The following is a 20,571-nucleotide window of genomic DNA, read 5'->3' as shown; positions in this document are numbered from 1 at the left end:
AGCCTATATTAATAACTCTTAACAATCATACCAGTAGAATGGAAAAGTTCTCAAGTTGCTTTTTTTAAACTCAGATTTGGGAGTAGTTGCGATAAAAGCATTCCAATTAACATCAGCATGCATCCAATAAAACCTTTTGTTGTTAGTGTTTCATCAAGAATAAGCCACCCACCAAGCACAGCAAATGCCCCTTCTAGTCCTAAAATTATTGCTGCATGGGAAGATTTAGCGTGTTGCTGGGCAATAACTTGAAGCGTATATCCAATGCCTATTGACATAACGCCAGCATAGAGAAGTGGAACTGCTGTAATGATAATAGCATCCCACCCAATGTTTTCTTTTATGGCAATTGCAATAATAAGACTTAAAAACCCAGAAACAATATACTGAATGAGTGATAGCTTCAAAGGATCCATCCTTTTAGCAACATAACCTAGCACCAAAATGTGAGCTGCAAAAAATACGGCACAAATAAGTTGAAATAAATCACCCTTCTCAATACTAAAGTCTTCATTGATGCTTAAAAGGAATAACCCAATAATTGCAAGAAATCCTCCAAGCCAAGTTCCAGAGTTAGTTTTTTGACCTAAGAAAATTCCAATTAATGGGACAAAAAAGATATATAAGCCCGTTATAAAGCCAGCTTTTCCGGCCGTTGTGAATTCAATACCAACTTGTTGAAAACTTGAAGCAGTAAATAAAAATAATCCAGCAACAGTCCCAGCAAAGAGTAATTTTTTAGTTGAAACCTCTTTCTTAATTGGCGTTGTGTTTCTTTTAGATAAATACCAAACTAATGGCATTAATACTGAAGCTCCAATAAAAAATCTAGCTGCATTAAAGAAAAATGGCTCCATTGTCTCTGCCGCATCTTTCTGCGCGACAAATGCAAACCCCCAAATAGCTGCTGCAATGAGCATAATAATGTCAGCCCTCAATGCTTTATTTTTGCCTAATATTATCATTTGGTTTGCAGCTTGGAGCTGTACCATGCATGAAAAAATAAAGTAATAACAACTATAGACCCACCTAAAATTGAGCTACTGGAAGGCTGCTCATTAATCACTAGCCACGCACTTATTATTCCAAAAATCGTTCCTAAAGGCATAAACATAGCCACCTCTGATGCAGGTATGAATCTTGGAGCAAGCGTAATTAGGCTAAAGGCAATCGCAAGCAATATGCCGCCTGCAATGACATACATTAGTGAATCAAATGGCAAATAAAAGGAACTTGAAAATGCCAGTCCAACACAAGAAACAACGAGCGCATTAACTATCATAGCTGGAACCATATTGACGTTACTGTATTTTCGCGTAAGTGCAAATGAATAACCGCCAGCAATTATTGATATAACTGCCAATGAACTCCCCATAACGTTGAGGGTCCCTGTATCTCCTTTCATTACTATGTAGATACCAGTAACAATAATTAGCATTGAAATCCATGTATAAAGCTTAGGCTTTTCATTTATTATGACCCATGAAATAATTGCAACAACCATTGGTGCTGTACTAATAATAACTAATACTTTAGCAATTGAAGTGTATTGAATTGCAGCAATAAATGTAACGCCACCAATTCCTGAAAGGATGCCAATCCAGATTCCAGGCCTACCTATATTTTTTAGCTCTTTAAATGTGTTTTTACGGTATGTAGCAACCAAAATAGCCAATACGCCAAGTGCATAGAATATCCCACGCCAAAAAAGAATAGTAAAGGTGTCTGCATCTGCAAGCCTCACTAATACTGGATCTGGAGTCAGCATCAAAACTCCAAAAAAAGCAATGAGCAGTCCTTTTAAATGATTATTCATATTTAAAGCTTGCGGAAGTTTACGTTAGTAAGATTATTAGGTGTCAGGTTAGCTGGTCTCTTGCCAGCTTAGTGCTATACCAAGAATGACAGAATAAAGTCACAATAACAATCGTTCCACCAATTAAAGCATTCGTTGATGGCTCTTCATTTATAACATACCAAGCTATTAAAGTTCCCAACACTGTCTCTAGAGGCATAATCATTCCAACTTCAGCTGCAGGCATATATCTTGGCGCAATTGTTATTAAACTAAATGAAATTGAAAGTATTGCCCCCATAGCGATTATGTATTTTACCACCTCGGGTGGAACTGAAATTTTACTGGCCATTACATAGGCTATAAGGGCAGCAATTACCCCACCAATTGCATTTACAGGCACCATATTGACATCTTTATATTTGCGAGTCAAAGTAAAAGTAAATCCCATCATTACTGCTGTAATCAAGGCAAAAAAGTCACCAATAAGATTTTCACCCCCAAGACTTCCACTCATAACAATGTAAATTCCAATAAAAACAATGATCATAGAAGCCCAGGTCACTAGACTGGATTTTTCTTTCAGTAGAAACCAAGAGACAATTGCTATCATTATTGGGCCAGTACTTATAATAACAAGAGCATTGGCAATTGATGTATAAACAATTGCGAATACGAACGTTCCTGTACTGATTCCGGAAAAAAAGCCTATTAATAAGCCTCCTCTTCCAATTTTTTTGAATTCTTCTAACGTCTTTAAGCGGTACTTTATAAAGACTAATAAAGAAACCCCTACGGCATATAAGAGCCCTCGCCAAAAAAGAACTGTCCAGCTATCAACCTCTGGAGAAGCCTCCTCAACTAACCTAATAAGAACAGAATCTGGACTTAACAGAATTACCGCAAAAACGGTCATTAGAAGTCCTTTTAGATGCCTAGACATAAGCTATAAATTCACTTTTATTAATGACCATTAGATAAGCTTTAAGGCAAAAAAAATCTAACTAAAGATTGATTTATCTTTTTGATTCAAAATTCTTAAGTTTGAGAAGTTACGTAAAGCAAAGTAGACGCCAAATATAACACCTGACCATACTAAGTTACCTGCCACTGTATTTTGAAAAAATGGAATTGCCATCGTAAAACAAAGCATAAGACCTTCAAGAGTTTTTGCATACATTGGTGAAAATGCCCAAACTGCAAAATTAGTTGCTAAGAAAAAAACAATAGAGCTTGCTAAAGCAGCTCCTGCAATTTTTAATACGCTAAGTTTCTTTTGTAGGAAGTTTTTAAATACAATTGGAAATAGGAGGGCAAGATAAACAACAAACATAGACTTAGAGCCAAACCAACTTGCTGAAAGTGAGCCAAAAGCAAAATAGTCACAAAGAAGCATAGTGGCGATAACAGCAACGATAGCCATGTACCTTTTTACAAAAATAAATCCTGCAAATAATGCTATTGCGGCCATCGGTGTAAAGTTAGGTGGATGAGGTAGCAATCTTCCTGCAACTCCTAATGAAATTAATACTGCTAGAATAACTAAATAACTGAAACTTGAATTAAGTTTGTGATCTTGATTGCTCATCATTTCTCTCCTAAATTTTTCAAACAATAATATATTAAAATGCTTCCATATTCAAGCGAATAAATGTATCCTCTAAAAGTATAACATCTTGCGCTCCAACCATTGACATTAAGCCATTAACGTACAATGCCCAATAAGTATTTCCAACTGCTTCAACCCCAGCTAAAGACATGATTTGAGGACCAAAACTTGTATCTTTTACGCCAATAGTAACTAACTCACTTATAGCTTCGTATGCGTTAAGCCCCTTATCAACTTGTTTAATCGCCGTTAAACTCAACTCATCTGCAGAAGTAATTACTAATGAAAGCTGAATAGATTCAACGGAATCATCACCAAAAGATAATGAAGGCTGAAGAAAGAGAGAGCCAAGAAAAACTATGGCTAGAAGTTTTAGATTAAATTTCATTTCAATTAAAAATGGCAATATAAAAGCTCGGATTTTATATCAAAAACAATAAACTGCAATAGTCAACAAGCAAAAACAAGTAATTTGCTTAGAATGGAAATTTTTTATTTCCAAGTCCAGGCATCTTTGAAAAATCAGGCATTCCACCTTCGCCTTGCATATCACCCATTTGCTGCATCATTTTTTTCATTTTACCGCCCTTCATCTTCTTCATTGTTTTTTGCATCTTTTCAAATTGCTTTAACAATTTATTTACTTGCTGAACATCTGTACCAGACCCATCAGCAATCCTTTTTTTACGAGAGCCCTTGATTAAATTAACGTGATTTCTTTCTTTTGGAGTCATTGAGTTAATAATTGCAACCATCCGGCTGCTTTCAGTATCCCCGATTACTTGATTTTTAACACTTTGAGGTATCTGCCCCATTCCAGGCATTTTATCCATTAAAGCTCCCATTCCGCCCATTTGCTGCATTTGCATTAACTGATCCCTCATATCATCAAGATCGAATCTGCCTTTCGCCATTTTTTGGACATTCTTCTGAGCTTTTTTATGATCAACTTTTTTTGAAATCTCTTCAACTAAAGAAAGAACATCACCCATACCAAGAATACGAGAAACAAGTCTGTCTGGATAAAATGGCTCTAAAGCGTCAGTCTTTTCACCAACACCCATAAATTTAATAGGCTTTCCAGTTATATGTTTTACAGATAGAGCAGCGCCGCCTCTAGCATCACCATCGGTCTTTGTTAATATGATTCCAGTAAGTGGAAGCATATCTGAGAATGTTTTTGCAGTATGCGCAGCGTCTTGCCCTGTCATTGAGTCAACAACAAACAACGTTTCTATTGGATTAACTTGCTTCTGAAGAATTTGAATTTCAGACATCATTTGCTCATCAACATGAAGTCTTCCGGCAGTATCAACTAGAAGAACATCATGAAACTGTGATTGAGCTTGTTTTTTTGCATCTGCAACTATTTTTTCTGGCTTCTCATCCACAGTTGAAGGAAAAAAATCAACACCTATCTGCTCAGCAAGAATTTGAAGCTGCTCAATAGCAGCAGGCCTATAAACATCTGCACTGACCACAAGAACTTTCTTTTTTTGTTCTTCTTTTAAATAGCGCGCTAACTTGGCAATCGAGGTAGTCTTTCCTGAGCCTTGAAGGCCTGCTACCATTACAACTGCTGGTGGCTGAGTTGCAAGGTTTAGAGATTCATTCTGGCCACCTATTACTTCTGTTAACTCAGCTTCAACTAACTTAATAAAGGCTTGAGATGGACTCAGCCCCTCCCCTACTTTAAGTCCAATTGCTTTACTTTGAACTCGCTCTATAAAATACTTAATTACATCAAGCGCAACATCAGCCTCCAAGAGAGATCTTCTGACTTCTCTTATGGCCTCTTTAATGTTTTCATCAGACAGCTTATTTTTGCCTTGAATGGCTTTAAAGCTATTGGATAGTCGTTCCGTTAAATTATCAAACATTATGTTCTACTTGGGTGAAATATCGTATTATATAATCTTTTGCAAAGACAAAGCTAGAGATGCCTTTACTTCACGCTCTACCATTTATCGCTTATCTACTTTCTGGTCTATTACTAACCAGATATTTTGTTTTAGATTCAGTAACAAATCAACATCGAACAATTGTGAATTTAATGCTTCTAATAGCTTGCTCTTCACATGGCTATATTTTGTTTGAGTTGTGGCAGCAGGATGGTGTATTTTTTGGACTAACTGTGAGCATTTCATTTGTAGCATGGGTTGTAGCTACACTTTTATTTCTAACCTCTTTCAGTAAGCCTATTCACTCTCTAGGGATCCTTGTATACCCTCTAAGTGCATTTGCAGTCATTATTGCTTTTTTATTTCCAGGAACCCAAGGTAAGCTTATTTCTATGTCAATTGCAGCTCATGCTTTTCTGTCAATTGGTGCATATGCTCTTCTTGCCATTGCAGTTGCTCAATCTGTCCTTGTAAGTATCCAAGAGCGTTTTTTACATGAACATAACTTTAATACTTTTGTCGATAAGCTTCCAGCACTTCAAACTATGGAAGCGTTCCTTTATCAAACATTAAAGATGGGGTTTTTGCTCCTCACCCTCTCTTTAATCTCAGGTTATCTCTATATCGATGATTTTTTTACGCAAAAACTTACCTATAAAACCATCCTCTCAATCATTGCCTGGATTGGTTTTGCTGGGATTCTGCTTGGGCGTAAGATTTTTGGCTGGAGAGGAAAACTTATAGCAGTATCAACTCAAACTGCTTTTTCCATATTGGTTTTATCTTACTTTGGTACCAAGTTTTTTTTAGAGATATTATGAGTATAAAAACTTTAAATGGAGAATGCCTTTGCGGCATAGTCTCATGGCAAATGAAAGGGCCTTATGAGTTCTTTGGAATGTGTCAGTGCTCCCGATGTCGAAAAGTAACTGGGGCAGCATTTGCAACAAATCTTTTTGTCAAGCCTGAGCAATTTTTATGGCGCTCAGGTGAGAATAAAAGGGGCGAATACACTTTACCTCTGCCAAATACCTTTGGCAATGCGTTTTGTAACAAATGTGGATCACGAGTCCCAAGGCAAACTGCAAAAGGTTGGATGTTATTACCGTTAGGCAGCACAATGGAAGCACCCAACATTACGCCTACTTTAGTTCAGATTGAAGACCATACTGAATGGTTTACTAAATTAAATGAGATAGTTTAATCAATATGAAGAACTGCAAGAAAAGCCTCTTGCGGAATATCCACTCTCCCAATTGAACGCATCCTCTTCTTACCCTTCTTCTGCTTTTCAAGTAACTTCTTTTTCCGAGTAATGTCACCACCATAACACTTTGCCGTAACGTTTTTTCTAAGTGCCTTAACATTTGTTCTTGAGATTATCTTAACTCCAATGCATGCCTGGATTGCAACATCAAACATTTGTCTAGGGATAAGTTCCTTCATTTTTTCAGCAATTTCTCGGCCTTTATAAGTAGAGTTATCACGATGGATAATTAAAGCCAAAGCATCAACACTTTCATTATTTATTAATATATCCAAGCGTATTAAATCAGCAGCCTGATAACGCTCAAAATGATAATCCATAGAGGCAAAACCTCTTGATGCAGATTTAAGTTTATCAAAGAAATCTAAAACTACTTCATTTAATGGGAGTTCATAAACAATAGAGACTTGCCTACCCATATAGTTTATATTTTTTTGAACACCTCTCTTTTCAACACAAAGGCTTATTACTGGCCCAACATACTCACTAGTTACTAAAATATTTGCTGTAATAATTGGCTCCCTAAATTCAGCTATAGTCTGAACTGGAGGAAGTTTTGATGGGCTATCGATTTTTGTTACATTGCCCTTAGTATCAAGAATTTCATAGATTACTGTTGGCGCAGTCGTAATTAAGTCTAAGTCATATTCACGCTCAAGACGCTCCTGAACAATCTCCATATGAAGAAGGCCTAAAAAGCCAATCCTAAAGCCGAACCCAAGTGCGTCGGAGTTTTCGGGCTCATACTGTAAAGCCGCATCATTTAAGCGGAGTTTTGCTAGCGCATCTCTAAATTTCTCATAGTCTTCACCGGATGTAGGGAAAAGCCCTGCAAAAACTCTTGGCTGTACAGGTTTAAAACCATCTAAAGGCTGATCAACTGGATTTTTACTACTAGTTATGGTGTCGCCAACTGGAGCTCCATCAATATTTTTGATACTGGCAATTAAGTAACCAACCTCTCCAGCCTTTAAGCTATCGGTCTTAGTTCTTTTAGGTGTAAAAATACCAACTTCGTCAACTAAGTGTTCGTTTTTATTGGAGAATATTTTAATCTTTGTTTTAGCTTTAATTTCACCATCAATAACTCTGATTAAAGAGACAACACCTAAATAATTATCAAACCATGAATCAATTATGAGCGCTTTAATTGGGGCATCTACATTGCCTTCTGGGGCAGGAATTTTTTCAACAATCTGCTCAAGAATTTCTTCAATTCCAATACCAGATTTAGCACTTGCATGGACCGCATCATGAGCTTCTACACCAATCACATCTTCTATCTCATCCACAACCCTTTCTGGCTCAGCAGCGGGCAAATCAATTTTGTTAAGAACCGCAACTACCTCAAGACCTTGATCTAAAGCAGTATAACAATTAGCGACTGTTTGAGCTTCAACACCTTGAGAGGCATCAACAATTAATAGTGCCCCCTCACAAGCCGAAAGAGATCTAGAAACTTCATATGAAAAATCAACATGTCCTGGCGTGTCAATTAAATTAAATTGATATGTTTGACCATCTTTAGCATTGTATTGCAAAGAAACGCTTTGTGATTTAATCGTAATCCCTCTTTCTTTCTCAATATCCATAGAGTCAAGAACTTGTGACGACATCTCACGATCACTGAGTCCACCGCAATGCTGAATAAAGCGATCAGCAATTGTTGACTTGCCATGATCTATGTGCGCAATGATAGAAAAATTTCGGATGTTTTGCATAACAATGATAAAATGACTGCTTTAAAATTAAAGCCATGAGATTATATCGTATATGAATAAAATAAACCCCACTACATGTGTCGCCACAAGTAATCTAAAAATTGACATTCCTGACAACCAGGGAAGAAACATTGTTCTCTACTTTTATCCAAAAGATGACACCCCTGGATGCACCATTGAAGGCAACGACTTTACTAGGCTCAATGATGACTTTGCTGCAAATAATTCAGTGATCTATGGCGTCTCTAGAGACTCCATTGCATCGCACGATAAATTCATCAAAAAGTTCAACTACACAATTGACCTAATCTCAGACGAGGACGAGTCTTTGTGTAAGCAGTTTGATGTTTTAAAGCTTAAAAAAATGTACGGCAAAGAGCACATCGGTATCGTCAGATCGACTTTCGTTATTAGCCCGGACGGAGACATTCTCAAGCAGTGGGATAAAGTCAAGGTGGATGGTCATGCTGAAGAAGTACTCGACTTTATAAAGGCACTATGAACTCAAACGTTGACCACGAAGAGGTAAATAAATTTGCAGTCCTAGCAGCGCGCTGGTGGGACAAAAATTCAGAGTTTAAACCGCTTCATGATATTAATCCGCTTCGTCTTAACTATATCAAAGAGCAGTGCGGAGGCAATCTCGAAGGTAAGCGCATTCTTGATGTAGGGTGTGGTGGTGGAATACTGAGTGAGTCTCTAGCACTTGAAGGCGCAAATGTGGTTGGTATTGATCTAGCTGAAGCAGGCCTTGAAGTTGCTAAACTTCATTTGCTGGAGTCTGGCCTTGATATTGACTATAAGTTTATATCTGTAGAAGAATTAGTAGAATCTGAACAAGAGTCTTTTGATGTCATAGCATGTCTTGAAATGCTAGAGCATGTTCCAGACCCATCATTAGTTATTGAAGCTTGCTCTAAATTAGTTAAGTCAAATGGAAGGGTTTTTTTCTCAACAATTAATAGAAATCCAAAAGCATATTTCTTTGCTATTGTTGGTGCAGAATATATTTTAAATCTCCTACCTAAGGGGACTCATAACTACGAGAAGTTTATACGCCCAAGTGAGATTGATGGTTGGGCTCGAACTTGGGATTTATCAATTAGCTCAATGATTGGAATGACTTACAACCCAATTACTAAAAAATACAAACTAGGTGATGATGTAAGCGTTAATTATATGACGCAATACAAAAAAGGGGTAGAAACAAAATAAACAAATTGATATCTTATTTTTTGTAGTTAATTTGAATCACAATTGCCTGAGTTTTATCTAATATCATTGTGTTGTTTATATAGTAATTAAATTGCAACAAATGATTGGCTTCAAGACTAATACTTGCCTCTAACCCAATTTGAATATTGACTGGCTTGATACTGTACACAAGTAATTTATCAGCATTAATATTAAGTAAAGACTCGCTAGTTTCATCAATAGCTGTGACACTTGAGGTACAAATCGAACGTAAAGTCATAATATTAAAATCTTTAATAGGGCCATTATGAAGAGTAGCGTCAATCAAATCCTCACCTTTAAAATTTGCATAATCAAGTGATGAATTTAGCACTTTAAAGATTCCATTAGGCTTATTGAGGGTTATCCCAGAACCTTCGAGTAATAACAAAGTACGATCATAACCACTGAAATCAGAAAAAGGGCCATCGTTGGCAACTGATGCAATACTTAAGCGCCAAGAAAAGGCCTCGTTTTTATTTGGAGTTTCAGCCAATAGTTCAACAGTTGAGCCTAAACCATTTCTCCAGGGGAGTGTCTGAAAACTCTGAGGTGAATATATTTTAAATGGCTTCATCATGATTTCTTAAGGGCATTGAGAGCTCTTATCTCAAAATAAATCACTTCAAGCTAATTTTCACAATAAATCTGAACATATGCTAATGTCTCAGAATTAATTAATGTCATTTACAGTTTTGCTAAAATCTTGAGTAATTTCGTCATGAATGATGTGAACACCCTTCTTAACCAACCATTCACCAGACTTTATACGACCGTAAATAGCAGAATTATCGAGCGCATAGACAATTGTTGATAACCGACCATCATTCGCATCTCTTGTCATTAAAGGCGAGTGAGAGTTGATAATTAAAGCATCTAGATCATCTCCCACTTGAAAGTAATCATTTTTACTCTCACCTGAGGCCAAATGACCATTATCAAAAATAGTGTCATAAGAAATAGCCGCACTATCACCTGGCCTACCATTAAGCATAATATTTCGTTTCTGCTTACTCATTCGCTGGCCATAATCTAACAATCTTAAATCTTCAAAAGGATTAATACCAATGTGAGAATCAGATCCAATACACCAACGACCTCCTGCCTCAATAAAATCTGAAATTGGGAAATATCCATCACCCAAATTACCCTCAGTACTTGGGCAAATCACCACATTAGCTTTTGCTCTAATTATGCTTTGCATTTCATTGTCAGTTATATGAGTACTATGAATTAAGTTAGTATTTTTGCCCATACCTACTTCATTTGCTAGCCACTCAACTGGACGAGCACCAAGATGCTTCAAAGAACCTTCAACCTCCTGAGTTTGCTCTGAAATATGAATATGGCATGGCATTTGGGAGCTATATGCAAAAATTTCTTTAGTCTCCTCAACGTCGGCTGCCCTAAGAGAATGCTGCCCATAACCAATTTTGACTTCAGAATCATCCTGGTATTTGCTTATTAAATCCTCAATCTGAGAAAAATAAGCATCCGTTGACTCATACTGAAAGCGACGCTGCGCTTCAGAAGGCCCCTGATTAAAACCGGCAGTACGATAGTAAACAGGAGTCATTGTAATTTTCATACCTACTCGCTTTGCAGCACTAATTAATCGCTCAGCCATTTCATTTGGATTATTATAAGACTGGCCATTTGAATCTTTATTTAAATAGTGAAATTCTACTACTTGATCATATCCTAACCTTAACATTTCAGCATAAAGCATTGAGGCAATAACTTCCATTTGTTCAGGATTTACTTGGTCTGCAACTGCATACATTCGCTCACGCCAAGACCAGAAGTTATCTCCCTGGTGTCCTTTTGGAATATTCTCAGTCAGGCCAGCCATAACATATTGAAAGGCATGTGAATGAGCATTAGGAATAGGAGCAATTGCGTAACCCTCAACAGATTCATCAACTGCTTCAGAAGAATGGGAGTCAATGCTTAAAATTTTACCATTATCATCAGTGCTGACATAGGCAGGTGAAATCCACCCCTTCTTAAGATACATTCCTTTAAATTTCCAGTTTTTCATCTAAAAATCCTTTTAATGGTATTACAGTTGATAAATGATATGTCCATTTTTAACCGTCAAACAATTAGCATTGGCTTTAAAATGATACATCCAATGCTCAATTGATGGCGTGTCTATTAACGCAAAATCTGCGCACTTTCCAACTTCTATAGAGCCAATTTTATCAGCCTTATCTAAAGCTTTAGCTGCATAAAGAGTTACCGCCTTTAACGTTTCTTTAGGGCTCATCCGGTTAAGCGTACAACCCAACATCATAGCTAATGGTAAGTGATTACTTGGAGCTGAACCGGGATTAAAATCTGTTGCCAAAGCAACCTCTACCCCAGCATCAATGAGCATTCTTGCATCAAGAGATTTTTGAAAGGTATAAAGACTAGCTAAAGGAAGGGTAACAGCTATAGTTCCTGATTTTTTTAGTGCTTTGATGCCCTCTTCAGACACATATTCCAAATGATCAGCTGAAAAGGCTCCACAATCAGCAGCAAATTCTGCACCGCCATCCCCACTAAGTTGATCTACATGAAGTTTTATTTTTAAGCCATGTGCTTTGGCAGCCTCAATAATTGGTCGAGCTTCAGTCTGAGTAAAAGCATGATCATCAATAAATATATCACAAAATTCAGCCAACTTCTGCTCTGCAATTTTAGGAATCATTTCTTCAATTATCATTCGACAATAATCCTCTCTTGACGTTTCTTTTGGAACTAAATGCGCGCCCAAAAAGGTCGACACTAAGGTCAAAGAGGTAATTTTTTTTAGATCATCATAAGCACTTAAAATCTTAAATTCATCATCAATATTGAGTCCATAACCACTCTTACATTCAACAGTTGTGACTCCTAAAGCTGTCATTTCAGTTAAAAACCCATTCGCTTTTTCAATCAATTCTTCTTTACTGGCTGCTCGTGTATCGGCAACAGTTGATGAAATACCTCCACCTCGCTTGGTAATTTCAGCATAAGGAGTGCCAGAAACTCGCTCACCAAACTCATCTGCCCTCCAGCCACCAAAAGCTAAATGAGTGTGGCAATCAATCAATCCTGGAACTAAAAAACCTCCATTTTGAAGGACAATATTGCTATGCTCATATTGCTCTGGCATTTCTTTTGTTTTTCCAACCCATACAATAATATCTTCTTGCCAGACAACTGTGGCATTTTCAATCAAATGAACATCATTTTGAACACCTTGATCTAAGCATTGAGCTATTGTAATATTTTCAATTCGATTCATTGAAGCTTACCTATTTTTTTTTCTACCTCTTTAAGGATGTGATTACCTCTTAGCATATCAATACAAGCATCAATATCATCTCCAAAAAACTCATCTGCATCTTTATGAGACACTCTTTTGCGAATCTCCTGATGCGCTGCCTCCACTCCTTTGCCAGCTTTTAAAGGTTTACGAAAGTCGAGTGCTTGAGCTGCAGTAAAAGCTTCAATTGCTAAAACTTGCTCAACATTATTTAACACTTCCAATAGCTTAATAGCAGAAATACTGCCCATACTCACATGATCTTCTTGTCCTAAGCACGATGGAATAGAGTCAACAGATGCAGGATGACAAAGCACCTTATTGTGTGAAACTAATGAGGCAGCAGTATATTGTGGAATCATAAAACCAGAATTGATACCAGAGTCATTCACTAATACAGTTGGGAGTCCATCCAGACCGCGCAATAATAAATAAATTCGACGCTCAGCAATACTAGCAATCTCTGCTATTGCAATAGCCGCAGAATCCATAGCTAGAGCAAGTGGCTGTCCATGAAAATTACCCCCACTGATTATGTCGCCATCACTAAAAACCAAAGGATTATCCGTTACTGAATTAAGTTCTCGCTCAATTACTCCAGATGCGTACTCCAATAAATCACGAGTAGCTCCATGCACTTGGGGAATACATCGAAGTGAATAAGGATCTTGCACTTTATCACAATTTTTATGACTTTCCAATATCGCAGAGTCGGTTAACAGTAGGCGAATATTCGAAGCTACAGCCTTTTGCCCTGGATGAGGCCTTATAGCCTGAATGCGCTCATCAAAGGGACGAGCACTTCCCATCAAGGCTTCTAAAGAAATAGCTGCTAAAATATCGGCATTTTTTAATAAGCTGTTTGCTCTCTCCAAAATATGCGCACCATAGGCTGTCATCATTTGAGTGCCATTAATAAGTGCAAGGCCATCCTTTGCCTTAAGATTAATTGGCTCTAAATTTGCATTTTTAAGGACCGTTTTTGCCCTAAGTTGCTCGTTGTCTTTAGCACTCCAAAAGTAGCCCTTTCCTAATAATGGTAAAGCTAAATGCGCCAAAGGCGCTAAATCTCCCGAAGCACCTAAACTACCTTTGCAAGGTACAACTGGTATCCAGTCATTTTTCAAAAATAGCATGAGACGCTCTACAACCTCAACTGAAACACCTGAATAACCCAAACTAAGAGCAACAATTTTAAGTTGTAACATTAACTTAGTAATATTTTTTGGAATAGAATCTCCAAGACCAACAGCGTGACTTAATAACAAGTTATGCTGTAATTTTTCCAGCTGCTCTGCGTCAATTTTTTTATTTGCTAAAAAACCAAACCCAGTGTTTATTCCGTAATAGCTATTACCATCATCAAGAGCATGATCAACTATAGCGCGTGATTTTTCTAGTGCACTCTTATCTTGATATAGCGCGTCAATCGTTCGCTCAAGGTCTGGGTATATATTATCTAAAGTAATCAATTTTTCACCCTATCATTGGCAAATCAACGCCTTTGTTTTTCGCAGTTTTAATAGCAACATCATAACCTGCATCTGCATGACGCATGACACCAGTTCCTGGATCCGCTGAAAGAACTCGAGATAACCGGCGATCAGCCATTGCCGTTCCGTCAGCAACACTTACCATACCTGAATGAATTGAATAACCAATACCCACGCCGCCGCCATGGTGAATAGAAACCCAGCTAGCACCGCAAGCAGTATTAAGCATAGCGTTCAATAGTGGCCAATCTGCAATAGCGTCTGAACCATCTTTCATACCTTCTGTTTCTCGATTCGGTGATGCAACTGATCCACAATCTAAATGATCTCTTCCGATTACAATTGGAGCAGCAACCTTACCTTTTTTGACTAACCAATTAAATTTAAGCCCCATTTCTTCTCGCTCTCCATACTTAAGCCAACAAATTCTAGCAGGAAGACCTTGGAATTGAATTTGATTTTGTGCCTTATGAATCCACTTAGCAAGAGACTCATTTTGAGGAAAAGTCTCTAAAATAGCCTTATCAGTAACGTGAATATCTTTAGGGTCACCTGAGAGTGCAGCCCATCTGAAAGGTCCAGATCCCTCACAAAATAAAGGACGAATGTAGAGTGGTACAAAACCTTTAATATCAAAAGCCTCACTCATTCCACGATGATCAGCAACTTGGCCGCGGATGTTATTGCCATAGTCAAAAGTGATAGCACCTTGTTTTTGCATTTCTAGCATTGCACCAATATGAACTTGCATCGAATCCAATACAGCCTCTTGATAACCTTTTGGATCTTTAGTACGAAACTCTTCAGACTCTTTAACGTTATATCCCGATGGAAGATAACCCAACAGCAAGTCGTGGGCAGATGTTTGATCTGTCAATACATCAGGAATAATACCTCGCTTTAACATTTCAGGCAAAACGTCGGCAACATTGGCAACAATAGCTACCGATAAAGGTTGCTTTTGCTCTTTTGCTTTTAGTACTTTTTCTAATGCTTCATCGAGGTTATAGCATATTTCATCAACATAACCCTTCTCTAAACGCTTTTGTGCGCGAGACTCATCAACTTCAATTGCTAAGCAAGAGCCACCATTCATGGTTGCAGCTAACGGCTGAGCTCCGCCCATACCGCCAAGACCTGCTGTAACCACTAATCTACCCACTAACTCACCATCAAAATTTTGTTTAGCACACTCAGCAAAAGTTTCGTAAGTACCTTGCAGAATTCCCTGAGAGCCAATATATATCCATGAGCCAGCAGTCATTTGTCCATACATAGTTAAGCCAGCTTGTTCATATTCTCGAAATTTATCCCAAGTCCCCCATCTAGGGACTAAGTGAGAGTTTGCAATAATAACTCGTGGTGACTCTTCATGCGTTCTAAAAACACCAACAGGTTTACCCGACTGAATTAAAAGTGTTTCATCATTTTCTAGTCGTTGTAATGTAGAAATAATTTTATGATAACAATCCCAATTACGAGCTGCTTTTCCATTACCTCCATAGACGATAAGATCTTCTGGATGTTCTGCCACATCAGGATCTAAATTATTCATTAGCATACGCATAGCAGCCTCTTGATGCCATCCTTTGCAACTTAATTTATTCCCATGTGGTGCTTTAATCATTTTGGTTCCTATTATTTAATTATCTATATACCAAAAGTATACTTGTATATACAAGTATAGACAATCAATTTTTTAAGAGTTGCGTATAATAGAAATATGAAAAAAAATACTCCTCATTATCAAGCCTTAAAACGTCATATTATTGAAGGCATAAGTAGCCAACAATGGCTTGAGCACAGCCAAGTGCCTTCGGAAAATAAACTTTGTGAGCAGTTTGGAGTAAGTCGTATGACGGCCAATAGAGCTCTAAGAGAGCTTACTGAAGAAGGCGTCTTGTACCGTATTCAAGGTTTAGGCACCTTTGTTAACGAAAACAAGCCCATTAAATCTGCCTTACAGATTAGAGATATTGCTAAAGAGGTCAAGTCACGTGGAAATCGCTTTCACTCGATAGCACTTCAACAAAAAGAAATTGTTGCACCATTACAAGCCTGTCATCACCTTAGCCTAAAGTCTGAGTCTCACATATTTTACTCACTGGTTCTTCATTTTGAAAATGACCAGCCTATTCAATTAGAGGAGCGTTATATCAATAAAGACTCGGCTCCTGACTATTTAGATATTGATCTTAGTAAAGTAACGGCAAATCACTATCTCAAAAAAATACTTCCTCTGTCTGGAGCTCAGCATATTGTTGAAGCTATTGCTGCAGATAAAGTGACTGCAAAATATTTACAAATTGAACCGTTAATGCCTTGTATTTTAATTTCTAGAGTGACATGGAGTGATAACATCCCAGTTACCTTTAGCAGATTAACGCATCCAGGTAATCGTTATCGTTTAGAGACTTGATTTTTCTGAAACTACTAATGAAACTAAATTTAATTACAAAACATTCTTCGCTGATACTTCTATAGCATGCAGCATTGAGACTCCGAAAGATCGCATCGTTAGAAGGACATAGGAGTCTTCTTTATCTCTATAAATTATCGTTCCAATATGCTCCATAATAGTTCTAGAGACATTACCAACAGAAAATACATTTTTACTTAGATCGATTGGACAAATTCGTTCCAAAACATCTCTGCTTCTTGGGCCATTAACCCTAATCATCGCCCAAGTATCAGATTGATCAGTATAGTAGGCAGGAGCATTTAATCTGTTTACAATATTTGCTTCCGCATCATTTCCTTCATAAGAAAAATAAGCTAGAACTTGGTTTTTCTGTAAACGCCAAAGCGTTATGGATGAGTCTTTAGATTGAGTTGATTGTTCCATTTCAGGAAGCGATAGGCCACAAGACTTTGTCATTGATGACTCAATCTCTTTAAATTTGGACCTTGGTAATGCAACCATAACTAATGACTTACCAACAACTTCTGAGACAGTTACTCCCTCAAACTGATGCTCAGCACCATCAAGTGCGGATTCTACTACTAATTCATAATCAGACACGTAAACGCTCTCCTTCTGGATCAACAAAGTGAGGGCTGCATATCTCAACTTCAATATCATTGCCTCTCACTAAGTCAACTGCTCGAACAAATTCGCCTTTACGGCTGTGTCCGCTCTTAATAAAACCAATACCAATATAGTGACCTAATATTGGTGAATAAATACAAGATGAAATCCAACCTTGATCTGTTTCAGTCGATGGCTTATCTCTTAAATTAAGGAGGTGTGAGCCAGCCTGAAGAAGATCTTGAGTATTTACTGGCTTAAAACCAACCATCTGCATGCGATCGTCACGAAGAAGGTCTTCACGCAATCCAAGCTTGTAACCTATAAAGTCTTTCTTGCCAGAAATCATCCCACCCATTCCTAAGTCATAAGCGCTAGTTTGACCATTAAGCTCTGGACCAGCAGCGTGACCTTTTTCAATTCGCATTACGCCTAGGGCTTCGGTTCCATAAGGCACAACATTAAATTCTTCACCTGCCTCCATTAGGACTCTCATGAGTGAGTCGCCATAGCGAGTTTGAACAGCAATTTCATACGCCAATTCACCTGAAAATGATATTCTAAAGAGCCTTGCTGGTATTCCGCCACAAACTGTAATCTCACCAGCACCCATGTATGGGAATGCTTCATTTGAAATATCACAATCAGAATCTACAACTTTTTGCAGTAACTTTCGCGAGTTTGGACCAGCAACTGCATACTGTGCAAACTGCTCCGTAACTGAAATCATGTGAACATCTAGATCAGGCCATAAGCATTGATGACAAAACTGTAAATGACGATAAACGTTAACAGCATTTGCAGTGGTTGTAGTCATTACAAAATGATTTTCAGAAAGCCTCGCAGTTGTTCCATCATCCATTACCATGCCATCTTCACGAAGCATTAGGCCATAACGAGTTTTACCCACTGGCACTTTTGCAAAAGCATTTACATAGACTTTGTTAAGGAACTCTGAAACATCAGCACCTTTAATATCGATCTTACCGAGAGTTGTTACATCACAAATACCAACTGATGCTCTTGTTTGTTTTACCTCACGATCAACAGATTCACGCCAATGAGTCTCGCCTGGAAGTGGAAACCATTGAGAGCGATACCACATTCCAACCTCTACAAAAATAGCATTTTGCTCAACAGACCATTTATGGCTTGGAGTATAACGCGTTGGATAAAATTCCATTCCACGCCTTCTTCCAGCAAATGCTCCAATTGCTACTGGAGAATAGGGAGGCCTAAATATTGTAGTTCCAGTCTGTTCCATGGTTTGGCCCATATTGTCAGCCATAATACCAATTCCAAGAACGTTAGCAGTTTTACCTTGATCAGTAGCCATACCTAAGGTTGTATAGCGCTTAACATGCTCAACTGATTTAAATCCCTCTTGGTTTGCAAGCTTAATATCTTTTGCAGTAACGTCATTTTGAAGATCAACCCAAGCACGATTTTTTCCACTTGGGACGCCCCAGTTTGCAGTTACGCTATATAAAACTTTAGGAGTTTCAGCTGGATCTGATTCTTTAACTTTATAGCCTAGATCTGAAGCAACAGAAGAGCCCTCATTGTGCCCTTCAACAATTGCATCAGATAGTACCATTGTTCCTTTAGCTCTTCCCGCAACTGACATACCAGGTGGATTTGATTCATCTGGAATAAAAGAAGCAATCTCATCATTCCACTTTGGAATGCCGCGGTGATGACAAGTTAAATGTAAGTTTGGATTCCATCCACCCGAGACAGCTAGGCAATCCGTATTAATTATTTTTCCATTAGAAAGCTTTATTGATTTAAGTGCTTTTCGCCCCTTAGTGTCAACAACGTCTGTACCCATAAAAATTTCAGCACCTGGAACTCTTAAAACAGGTTTAATTGAGCGCGAATCAATTACAGCAACAACTCTTATATTTTTTAAAACTAGGTCTCTCGCAGTATTCCAGCCATCATCATTATTTGTATAGACTGAAACTTTATCACCTGTTGTAACTGCAAATCTATTTGCATAAGATCTAACAGCGCTTGCGAGCATTATGCCAGGACGATCATTATTACCAAAAGCTATTGATCTTTCAATTGCACCAGCACAAAGAATTGAGCGTTTAGCATAGATTCTCCAGTTAACCTGACGAGGCTTATCTTTATCTTCCCTAGCCTCTAAAGATCTATTTTCGATTGCGCCATAAATGCCATGATCATAAACGCCAAAAATAGTCGTATCTGACATCAATGTAACGTTTTCCATTGCGCTCAATGCAGCAACTGTATCTTTTGCCCACTTACTGCCAGACATACCATTAACTTTTATGGACTCAGTATTTAGCCTTCCACCCATTAAAAAGTCTTCATCAGCAAGTATAACTTTTGCGCCAGAGCTAGCAGCAGTAATTGCAGCTGATAACCCAGTTGCGCCAGCACCAATAATTAGAATATCACAATAACGAAAACCTTTATCATAAGTATCTGGATCAGGCTCAGTAGAGAGAGTTCCTAGTCCAGCAGCATTTCGAATTGCAGGCTCATAAAACTTTTCCCAAAAAGCTTTAGGCCACATAAAAGTTTTATAATAAAAACCAGCACCAACAAGCGGAGATAAAAAATCTATAATAGCCATAAGATCGAAACCTAATGGGCCTTTATGGTTTTGACTATTTGCTTCTAATCCGTCATATAACTCTGTAATAGTTGCTCTAGTATTTGGATCTTTATAGGGACCATTTCCAATCTCCATAATTGCGTTTGGCTCCTCAGAGCCGGCAGTAACTATACCACGCGGACGATGGTACTTAAAAGAGCGCCCAACTAATTTTTTATTATTCGCAAGTAAGGCTGATGCAAGCGTATCACCTTCGTAACCAGTTAATATATGGCCATTAAAAGTAAAGCTTATAGATTTTTTTTGATTTACTAAGCCGTCTTTTATTCGATTAATTTGTCTCATTTTCCTCTACCTATGACTCTTGAAACATCTTGAGCTAACTCAACATTAAGAATTTCATGTGATAAAGTATTTCTAGTAACAACCAACCAAGACTGATCGCCCTGCTCGTGGTACCAAAGCTCACGATGATCACCAGCAATATTTTCTCTAATGTATTGGTATTGGTAAAAGTCTTCAGCAGATGCATCTTGCTCCCAATTAGTGGGACGTTTTATAAGATCAGCTGAACCTAGGTAAACAAATTCTTCAGAATCACGAGGGCCAAGTAATGGATGATTTATTATCATATTATGT

General features: G+C 37.9%; 20 protein-coding genes. 5 read left to right on the top strand and 15 right to left on the bottom strand.

Annotated elements, in window-relative coordinates:
- Positions 1–50: 50 nt before the first annotated feature.
- From ABXT44_RS03635 to ffh, 6 genes are all read right to left on the bottom strand, one after another.
- Positions 51–965 carry a DMT family transporter gene (locus ABXT44_RS03635; RefSeq protein ID WP_416688175.1) on the bottom strand — a complete coding sequence of 305 codons (915 nt, stop codon included), beginning with the start codon at positions 963–965 and terminating at the stop codon, positions 51–53.
- The gene (locus tag ABXT44_RS03630) at positions 962–1,816 is read right to left on the bottom strand and encodes a DMT family transporter (RefSeq protein WP_416688174.1); all 855 of its coding nucleotides are present in this window, start codon (positions 1,814–1,816) and stop codon (positions 962–964) included. Before ABXT44_RS03630 ends, ABXT44_RS03635 begins: the two co-directional genes overlap by 4 nt.
- A 43-nt stretch (positions 1,817–1,859) precedes the next feature.
- Positions 1,860–2,711, bottom strand: a complete 852-nt coding sequence (locus ABXT44_RS03625; protein ID WP_416688173.1) for a DMT family transporter — start codon at positions 2,709–2,711, stop codon at positions 1,860–1,862.
- 84 nt (positions 2,712–2,795) lie between these two features.
- Complete coding sequence (locus ABXT44_RS03620; RefSeq protein WP_416688172.1) at positions 2,796–3,383, bottom strand: DUF6580 family putative transport protein; 588 nt, start codon at positions 3,381–3,383, stop codon at positions 2,796–2,798.
- 34 nt (positions 3,384–3,417) lie between these two features.
- On the bottom strand, positions 3,418–3,792 hold the full coding sequence (locus ABXT44_RS03615; protein ID WP_416688170.1) for a DUF4430 domain-containing protein: 375 nt from the start codon (positions 3,790–3,792) through the stop codon (positions 3,418–3,420).
- An 88-nt stretch (positions 3,793–3,880) separates the two neighbouring features.
- A complete protein-coding gene (gene ffh, locus ABXT44_RS03610; protein ID WP_416688169.1) occupies positions 3,881–5,284 on the bottom strand; it encodes a signal recognition particle protein in 1,404 nt (467 codons plus the stop codon).
- A gap of 59 nt (positions 5,285–5,343) precedes the next feature.
- Between ffh and ABXT44_RS03605 the strand changes: the two genes are divergently transcribed.
- Together ABXT44_RS03605 and ABXT44_RS03600 are read left to right on the top strand one after the other, a co-directional pair.
- Positions 5,344–6,126: a cytochrome C assembly family protein gene (locus tag ABXT44_RS03605; protein WP_416688167.1), complete on the top strand. Its 783-nt coding sequence runs from the start codon at positions 5,344–5,346 to the stop codon at positions 6,124–6,126.
- Positions 6,123–6,509, top strand: coding sequence for a GFA family protein (locus ABXT44_RS03600; RefSeq protein ID WP_416688165.1), 387 nt, complete (start codon positions 6,123–6,125; stop codon positions 6,507–6,509). Before ABXT44_RS03605 ends, ABXT44_RS03600 begins: the two co-directional genes overlap by 4 nt.
- Here ABXT44_RS03600 and lepA read toward each other — a convergent pair.
- A complete protein-coding gene (gene lepA / locus ABXT44_RS03595) occupies positions 6,506–8,293 on the bottom strand; it encodes a translation elongation factor 4 (protein WP_416688163.1) in 1,788 nt (595 codons plus the stop codon). The two genes, ABXT44_RS03600 and lepA, sit on opposite strands and share 4 nt — an antisense overlap.
- A 52-nt stretch (positions 8,294–8,345) precedes the next feature.
- On the opposite strand from lepA, the gene ABXT44_RS03590 reads away from it, so the two are divergent.
- Both ABXT44_RS03590 and ubiG read left to right on the top strand, forming a co-directional pair.
- Positions 8,346–8,795, top strand: a complete 450-nt coding sequence (locus ABXT44_RS03590) for a peroxiredoxin (RefSeq protein ID WP_416688161.1) — start codon at positions 8,346–8,348, stop codon at positions 8,793–8,795.
- Entirely contained in the window at positions 8,792–9,508 is a 717-nt protein-coding gene (gene ubiG / locus ABXT44_RS03585) for a bifunctional 2-polyprenyl-6-hydroxyphenol methylase/3-demethylubiquinol 3-O-methyltransferase UbiG (protein ID WP_416688159.1), read from the top strand. Before ABXT44_RS03590 ends, ubiG begins: the two co-directional genes overlap by 4 nt.
- A gap of 13 nt (positions 9,509–9,521) precedes the next feature.
- Here ubiG and ABXT44_RS03580 read toward each other — a convergent pair whose 3' ends face one another.
- From ABXT44_RS03580 to hutU, 5 genes are all read right to left on the bottom strand, one after another.
- Positions 9,522–10,106 carry a HutD family protein gene (locus tag ABXT44_RS03580; RefSeq protein ID WP_416688157.1) on the bottom strand — a complete coding sequence of 195 codons (585 nt, stop codon included), beginning with the start codon at positions 10,104–10,106 and terminating at the stop codon, positions 9,522–9,524.
- Between the two features lie 93 nt (positions 10,107–10,199).
- Positions 10,200–11,567 carry a formimidoylglutamate deiminase gene (gene hutF, locus ABXT44_RS03575; protein ID WP_416688155.1) on the bottom strand — a complete coding sequence of 456 codons (1,368 nt, stop codon included), beginning with the start codon at positions 11,565–11,567 and terminating at the stop codon, positions 10,200–10,202.
- A 21-nt stretch (positions 11,568–11,588) separates the two neighbouring features.
- Entirely contained in the window at positions 11,589–12,800 is a 1,212-nt protein-coding gene (gene hutI, locus ABXT44_RS03570) for an imidazolonepropionase (protein WP_416688153.1), read from the bottom strand.
- The gene (gene hutH / locus ABXT44_RS03565) at positions 12,797–14,290 is read right to left on the bottom strand and encodes a histidine ammonia-lyase (protein WP_416688415.1); all 1,494 of its coding nucleotides are present in this window, start codon (positions 14,288–14,290) and stop codon (positions 12,797–12,799) included. Before hutH ends, hutI begins: the two co-directional genes overlap by 4 nt.
- 7 nt (positions 14,291–14,297) lie before the next feature.
- Complete coding sequence (gene hutU, locus ABXT44_RS03560; protein WP_271558782.1) at positions 14,298–15,941, bottom strand: urocanate hydratase; 1,644 nt, start codon at positions 15,939–15,941, stop codon at positions 14,298–14,300.
- A 96-nt stretch (positions 15,942–16,037) separates the two neighbouring features.
- Between hutU and hutC the strand changes: the two genes are divergently transcribed.
- Positions 16,038–16,733 carry a histidine utilization repressor gene (gene hutC / locus ABXT44_RS03555; protein ID WP_416688151.1) on the top strand — a complete coding sequence of 232 codons (696 nt, stop codon included), beginning with the start codon at positions 16,038–16,040 and terminating at the stop codon, positions 16,731–16,733.
- Between the two features lie 33 nt (positions 16,734–16,766).
- Here hutC and ABXT44_RS03550 read toward each other — a convergent pair whose 3' ends face one another.
- The 3 genes from ABXT44_RS03550 to ABXT44_RS03540 are packed head-to-tail and all read right to left on the bottom strand — an operon-like array spanning position 16,767 to position 20,564.
- The gene (locus ABXT44_RS03550; RefSeq protein WP_416688149.1) at positions 16,767–17,336 is read right to left on the bottom strand and encodes a sarcosine oxidase subunit gamma; all 570 of its coding nucleotides are present in this window, start codon (positions 17,334–17,336) and stop codon (positions 16,767–16,769) included.
- Positions 17,329–20,277: a sarcosine oxidase subunit alpha family protein gene (locus ABXT44_RS03545; RefSeq protein WP_416688147.1), complete on the bottom strand. Its 2,949-nt coding sequence runs from the start codon at positions 20,275–20,277 to the stop codon at positions 17,329–17,331. The genes ABXT44_RS03550 and ABXT44_RS03545 overlap by 8 nt, the downstream gene beginning before the upstream one ends.
- Positions 20,274–20,564, bottom strand: a complete 291-nt coding sequence (locus ABXT44_RS03540) for a sarcosine oxidase subunit delta (protein WP_416688145.1) — start codon at positions 20,562–20,564, stop codon at positions 20,274–20,276. The genes ABXT44_RS03545 and ABXT44_RS03540 overlap by 4 nt, the downstream gene beginning before the upstream one ends.
- Positions 20,565–20,571: the final 7 nt, after the last annotated feature.

The organism is Candidatus Pseudothioglobus sp. Uisw_041, assembly GCF_048087625.1.
GTDB lineage: Bacteria > Pseudomonadota > Gammaproteobacteria > PS1 > Pseudothioglobaceae > Pseudothioglobus.
The sequence above is the reverse complement of the archived record's forward strand: the minus strand, read 5'-3'. Positions and strand labels throughout refer to the sequence as shown.

Coding starts and splice junctions, on each gene's coding strand:
- ABXT44_RS03630 (WP_416688174.1), bottom strand. CDS start 1,816: ATGAATAATCATTTAAAAGGACTGCTCATTGCTTTTTTTGGAGTTTTG.
- hutI (WP_416688153.1), bottom strand. CDS start 12,800: ATGAATCGAATTGAAAATATTACAATAGCTCAATGCTTAGATCAAGGT.
- ABXT44_RS03625 (WP_416688173.1), bottom strand. CDS start 2,711: ATGACCGTTTTTGCGGTAATTCTGTTAAGTCCAGATTCTGTTCTTATT.
- ffh (WP_416688169.1), bottom strand. CDS start 5,284: ATGTTTGATAATTTAACGGAACGACTATCCAATAGCTTTAAAGCCATT.
- ubiG (WP_416688159.1), top strand. CDS start 8,792: ATGAACTCAAACGTTGACCACGAAGAGGTAAATAAATTTGCAGTCCTA.
- ABXT44_RS03590 (WP_416688161.1), top strand. CDS start 8,346: ATGAATAAAATAAACCCCACTACATGTGTCGCCACAAGTAATCTAAAA.
- lepA (WP_416688163.1), bottom strand. CDS start 8,293: ATGCAAAACATCCGAAATTTTTCTATCATTGCGCACATAGATCATGGC.
- ABXT44_RS03540 (WP_416688145.1), bottom strand. CDS start 20,564: ATGATAATAAATCATCCATTACTTGGCCCTCGTGATTCTGAAGAATTT.
- hutF (WP_416688155.1), bottom strand. CDS start 11,567: ATGAAAAACTGGAAATTTAAAGGAATGTATCTTAAGAAGGGGTGGATT.
- ABXT44_RS03600 (WP_416688165.1), top strand. CDS start 6,123: ATGAGTATAAAAACTTTAAATGGAGAATGCCTTTGCGGCATAGTCTCA.
- hutC (WP_416688151.1), top strand. CDS start 16,038: ATGAAAAAAAATACTCCTCATTATCAAGCCTTAAAACGTCATATTATT.
- ABXT44_RS03620 (WP_416688172.1), bottom strand. CDS start 3,383: ATGAGCAATCAAGATCACAAACTTAATTCAAGTTTCAGTTATTTAGTT.
- ABXT44_RS03615 (WP_416688170.1), bottom strand. CDS start 3,792: ATGAAATTTAATCTAAAACTTCTAGCCATAGTTTTTCTTGGCTCTCTC.
- ABXT44_RS03605 (WP_416688167.1), top strand. CDS start 5,344: ATGCCTTTACTTCACGCTCTACCATTTATCGCTTATCTACTTTCTGGT.
- ABXT44_RS03635 (WP_416688175.1), bottom strand. CDS start 965: ATGATAATATTAGGCAAAAATAAAGCATTGAGGGCTGACATTATTATG.
- ABXT44_RS03580 (WP_416688157.1), bottom strand. CDS start 10,106: ATGATGAAGCCATTTAAAATATATTCACCTCAGAGTTTTCAGACACTC.
- hutU (WP_271558782.1), bottom strand. CDS start 15,941: ATGATTAAAGCACCACATGGGAATAAATTAAGTTGCAAAGGATGGCAT.
- ABXT44_RS03545 (WP_416688147.1), bottom strand. CDS start 20,277: ATGAGACAAATTAATCGAATAAAAGACGGCTTAGTAAATCAAAAAAAA.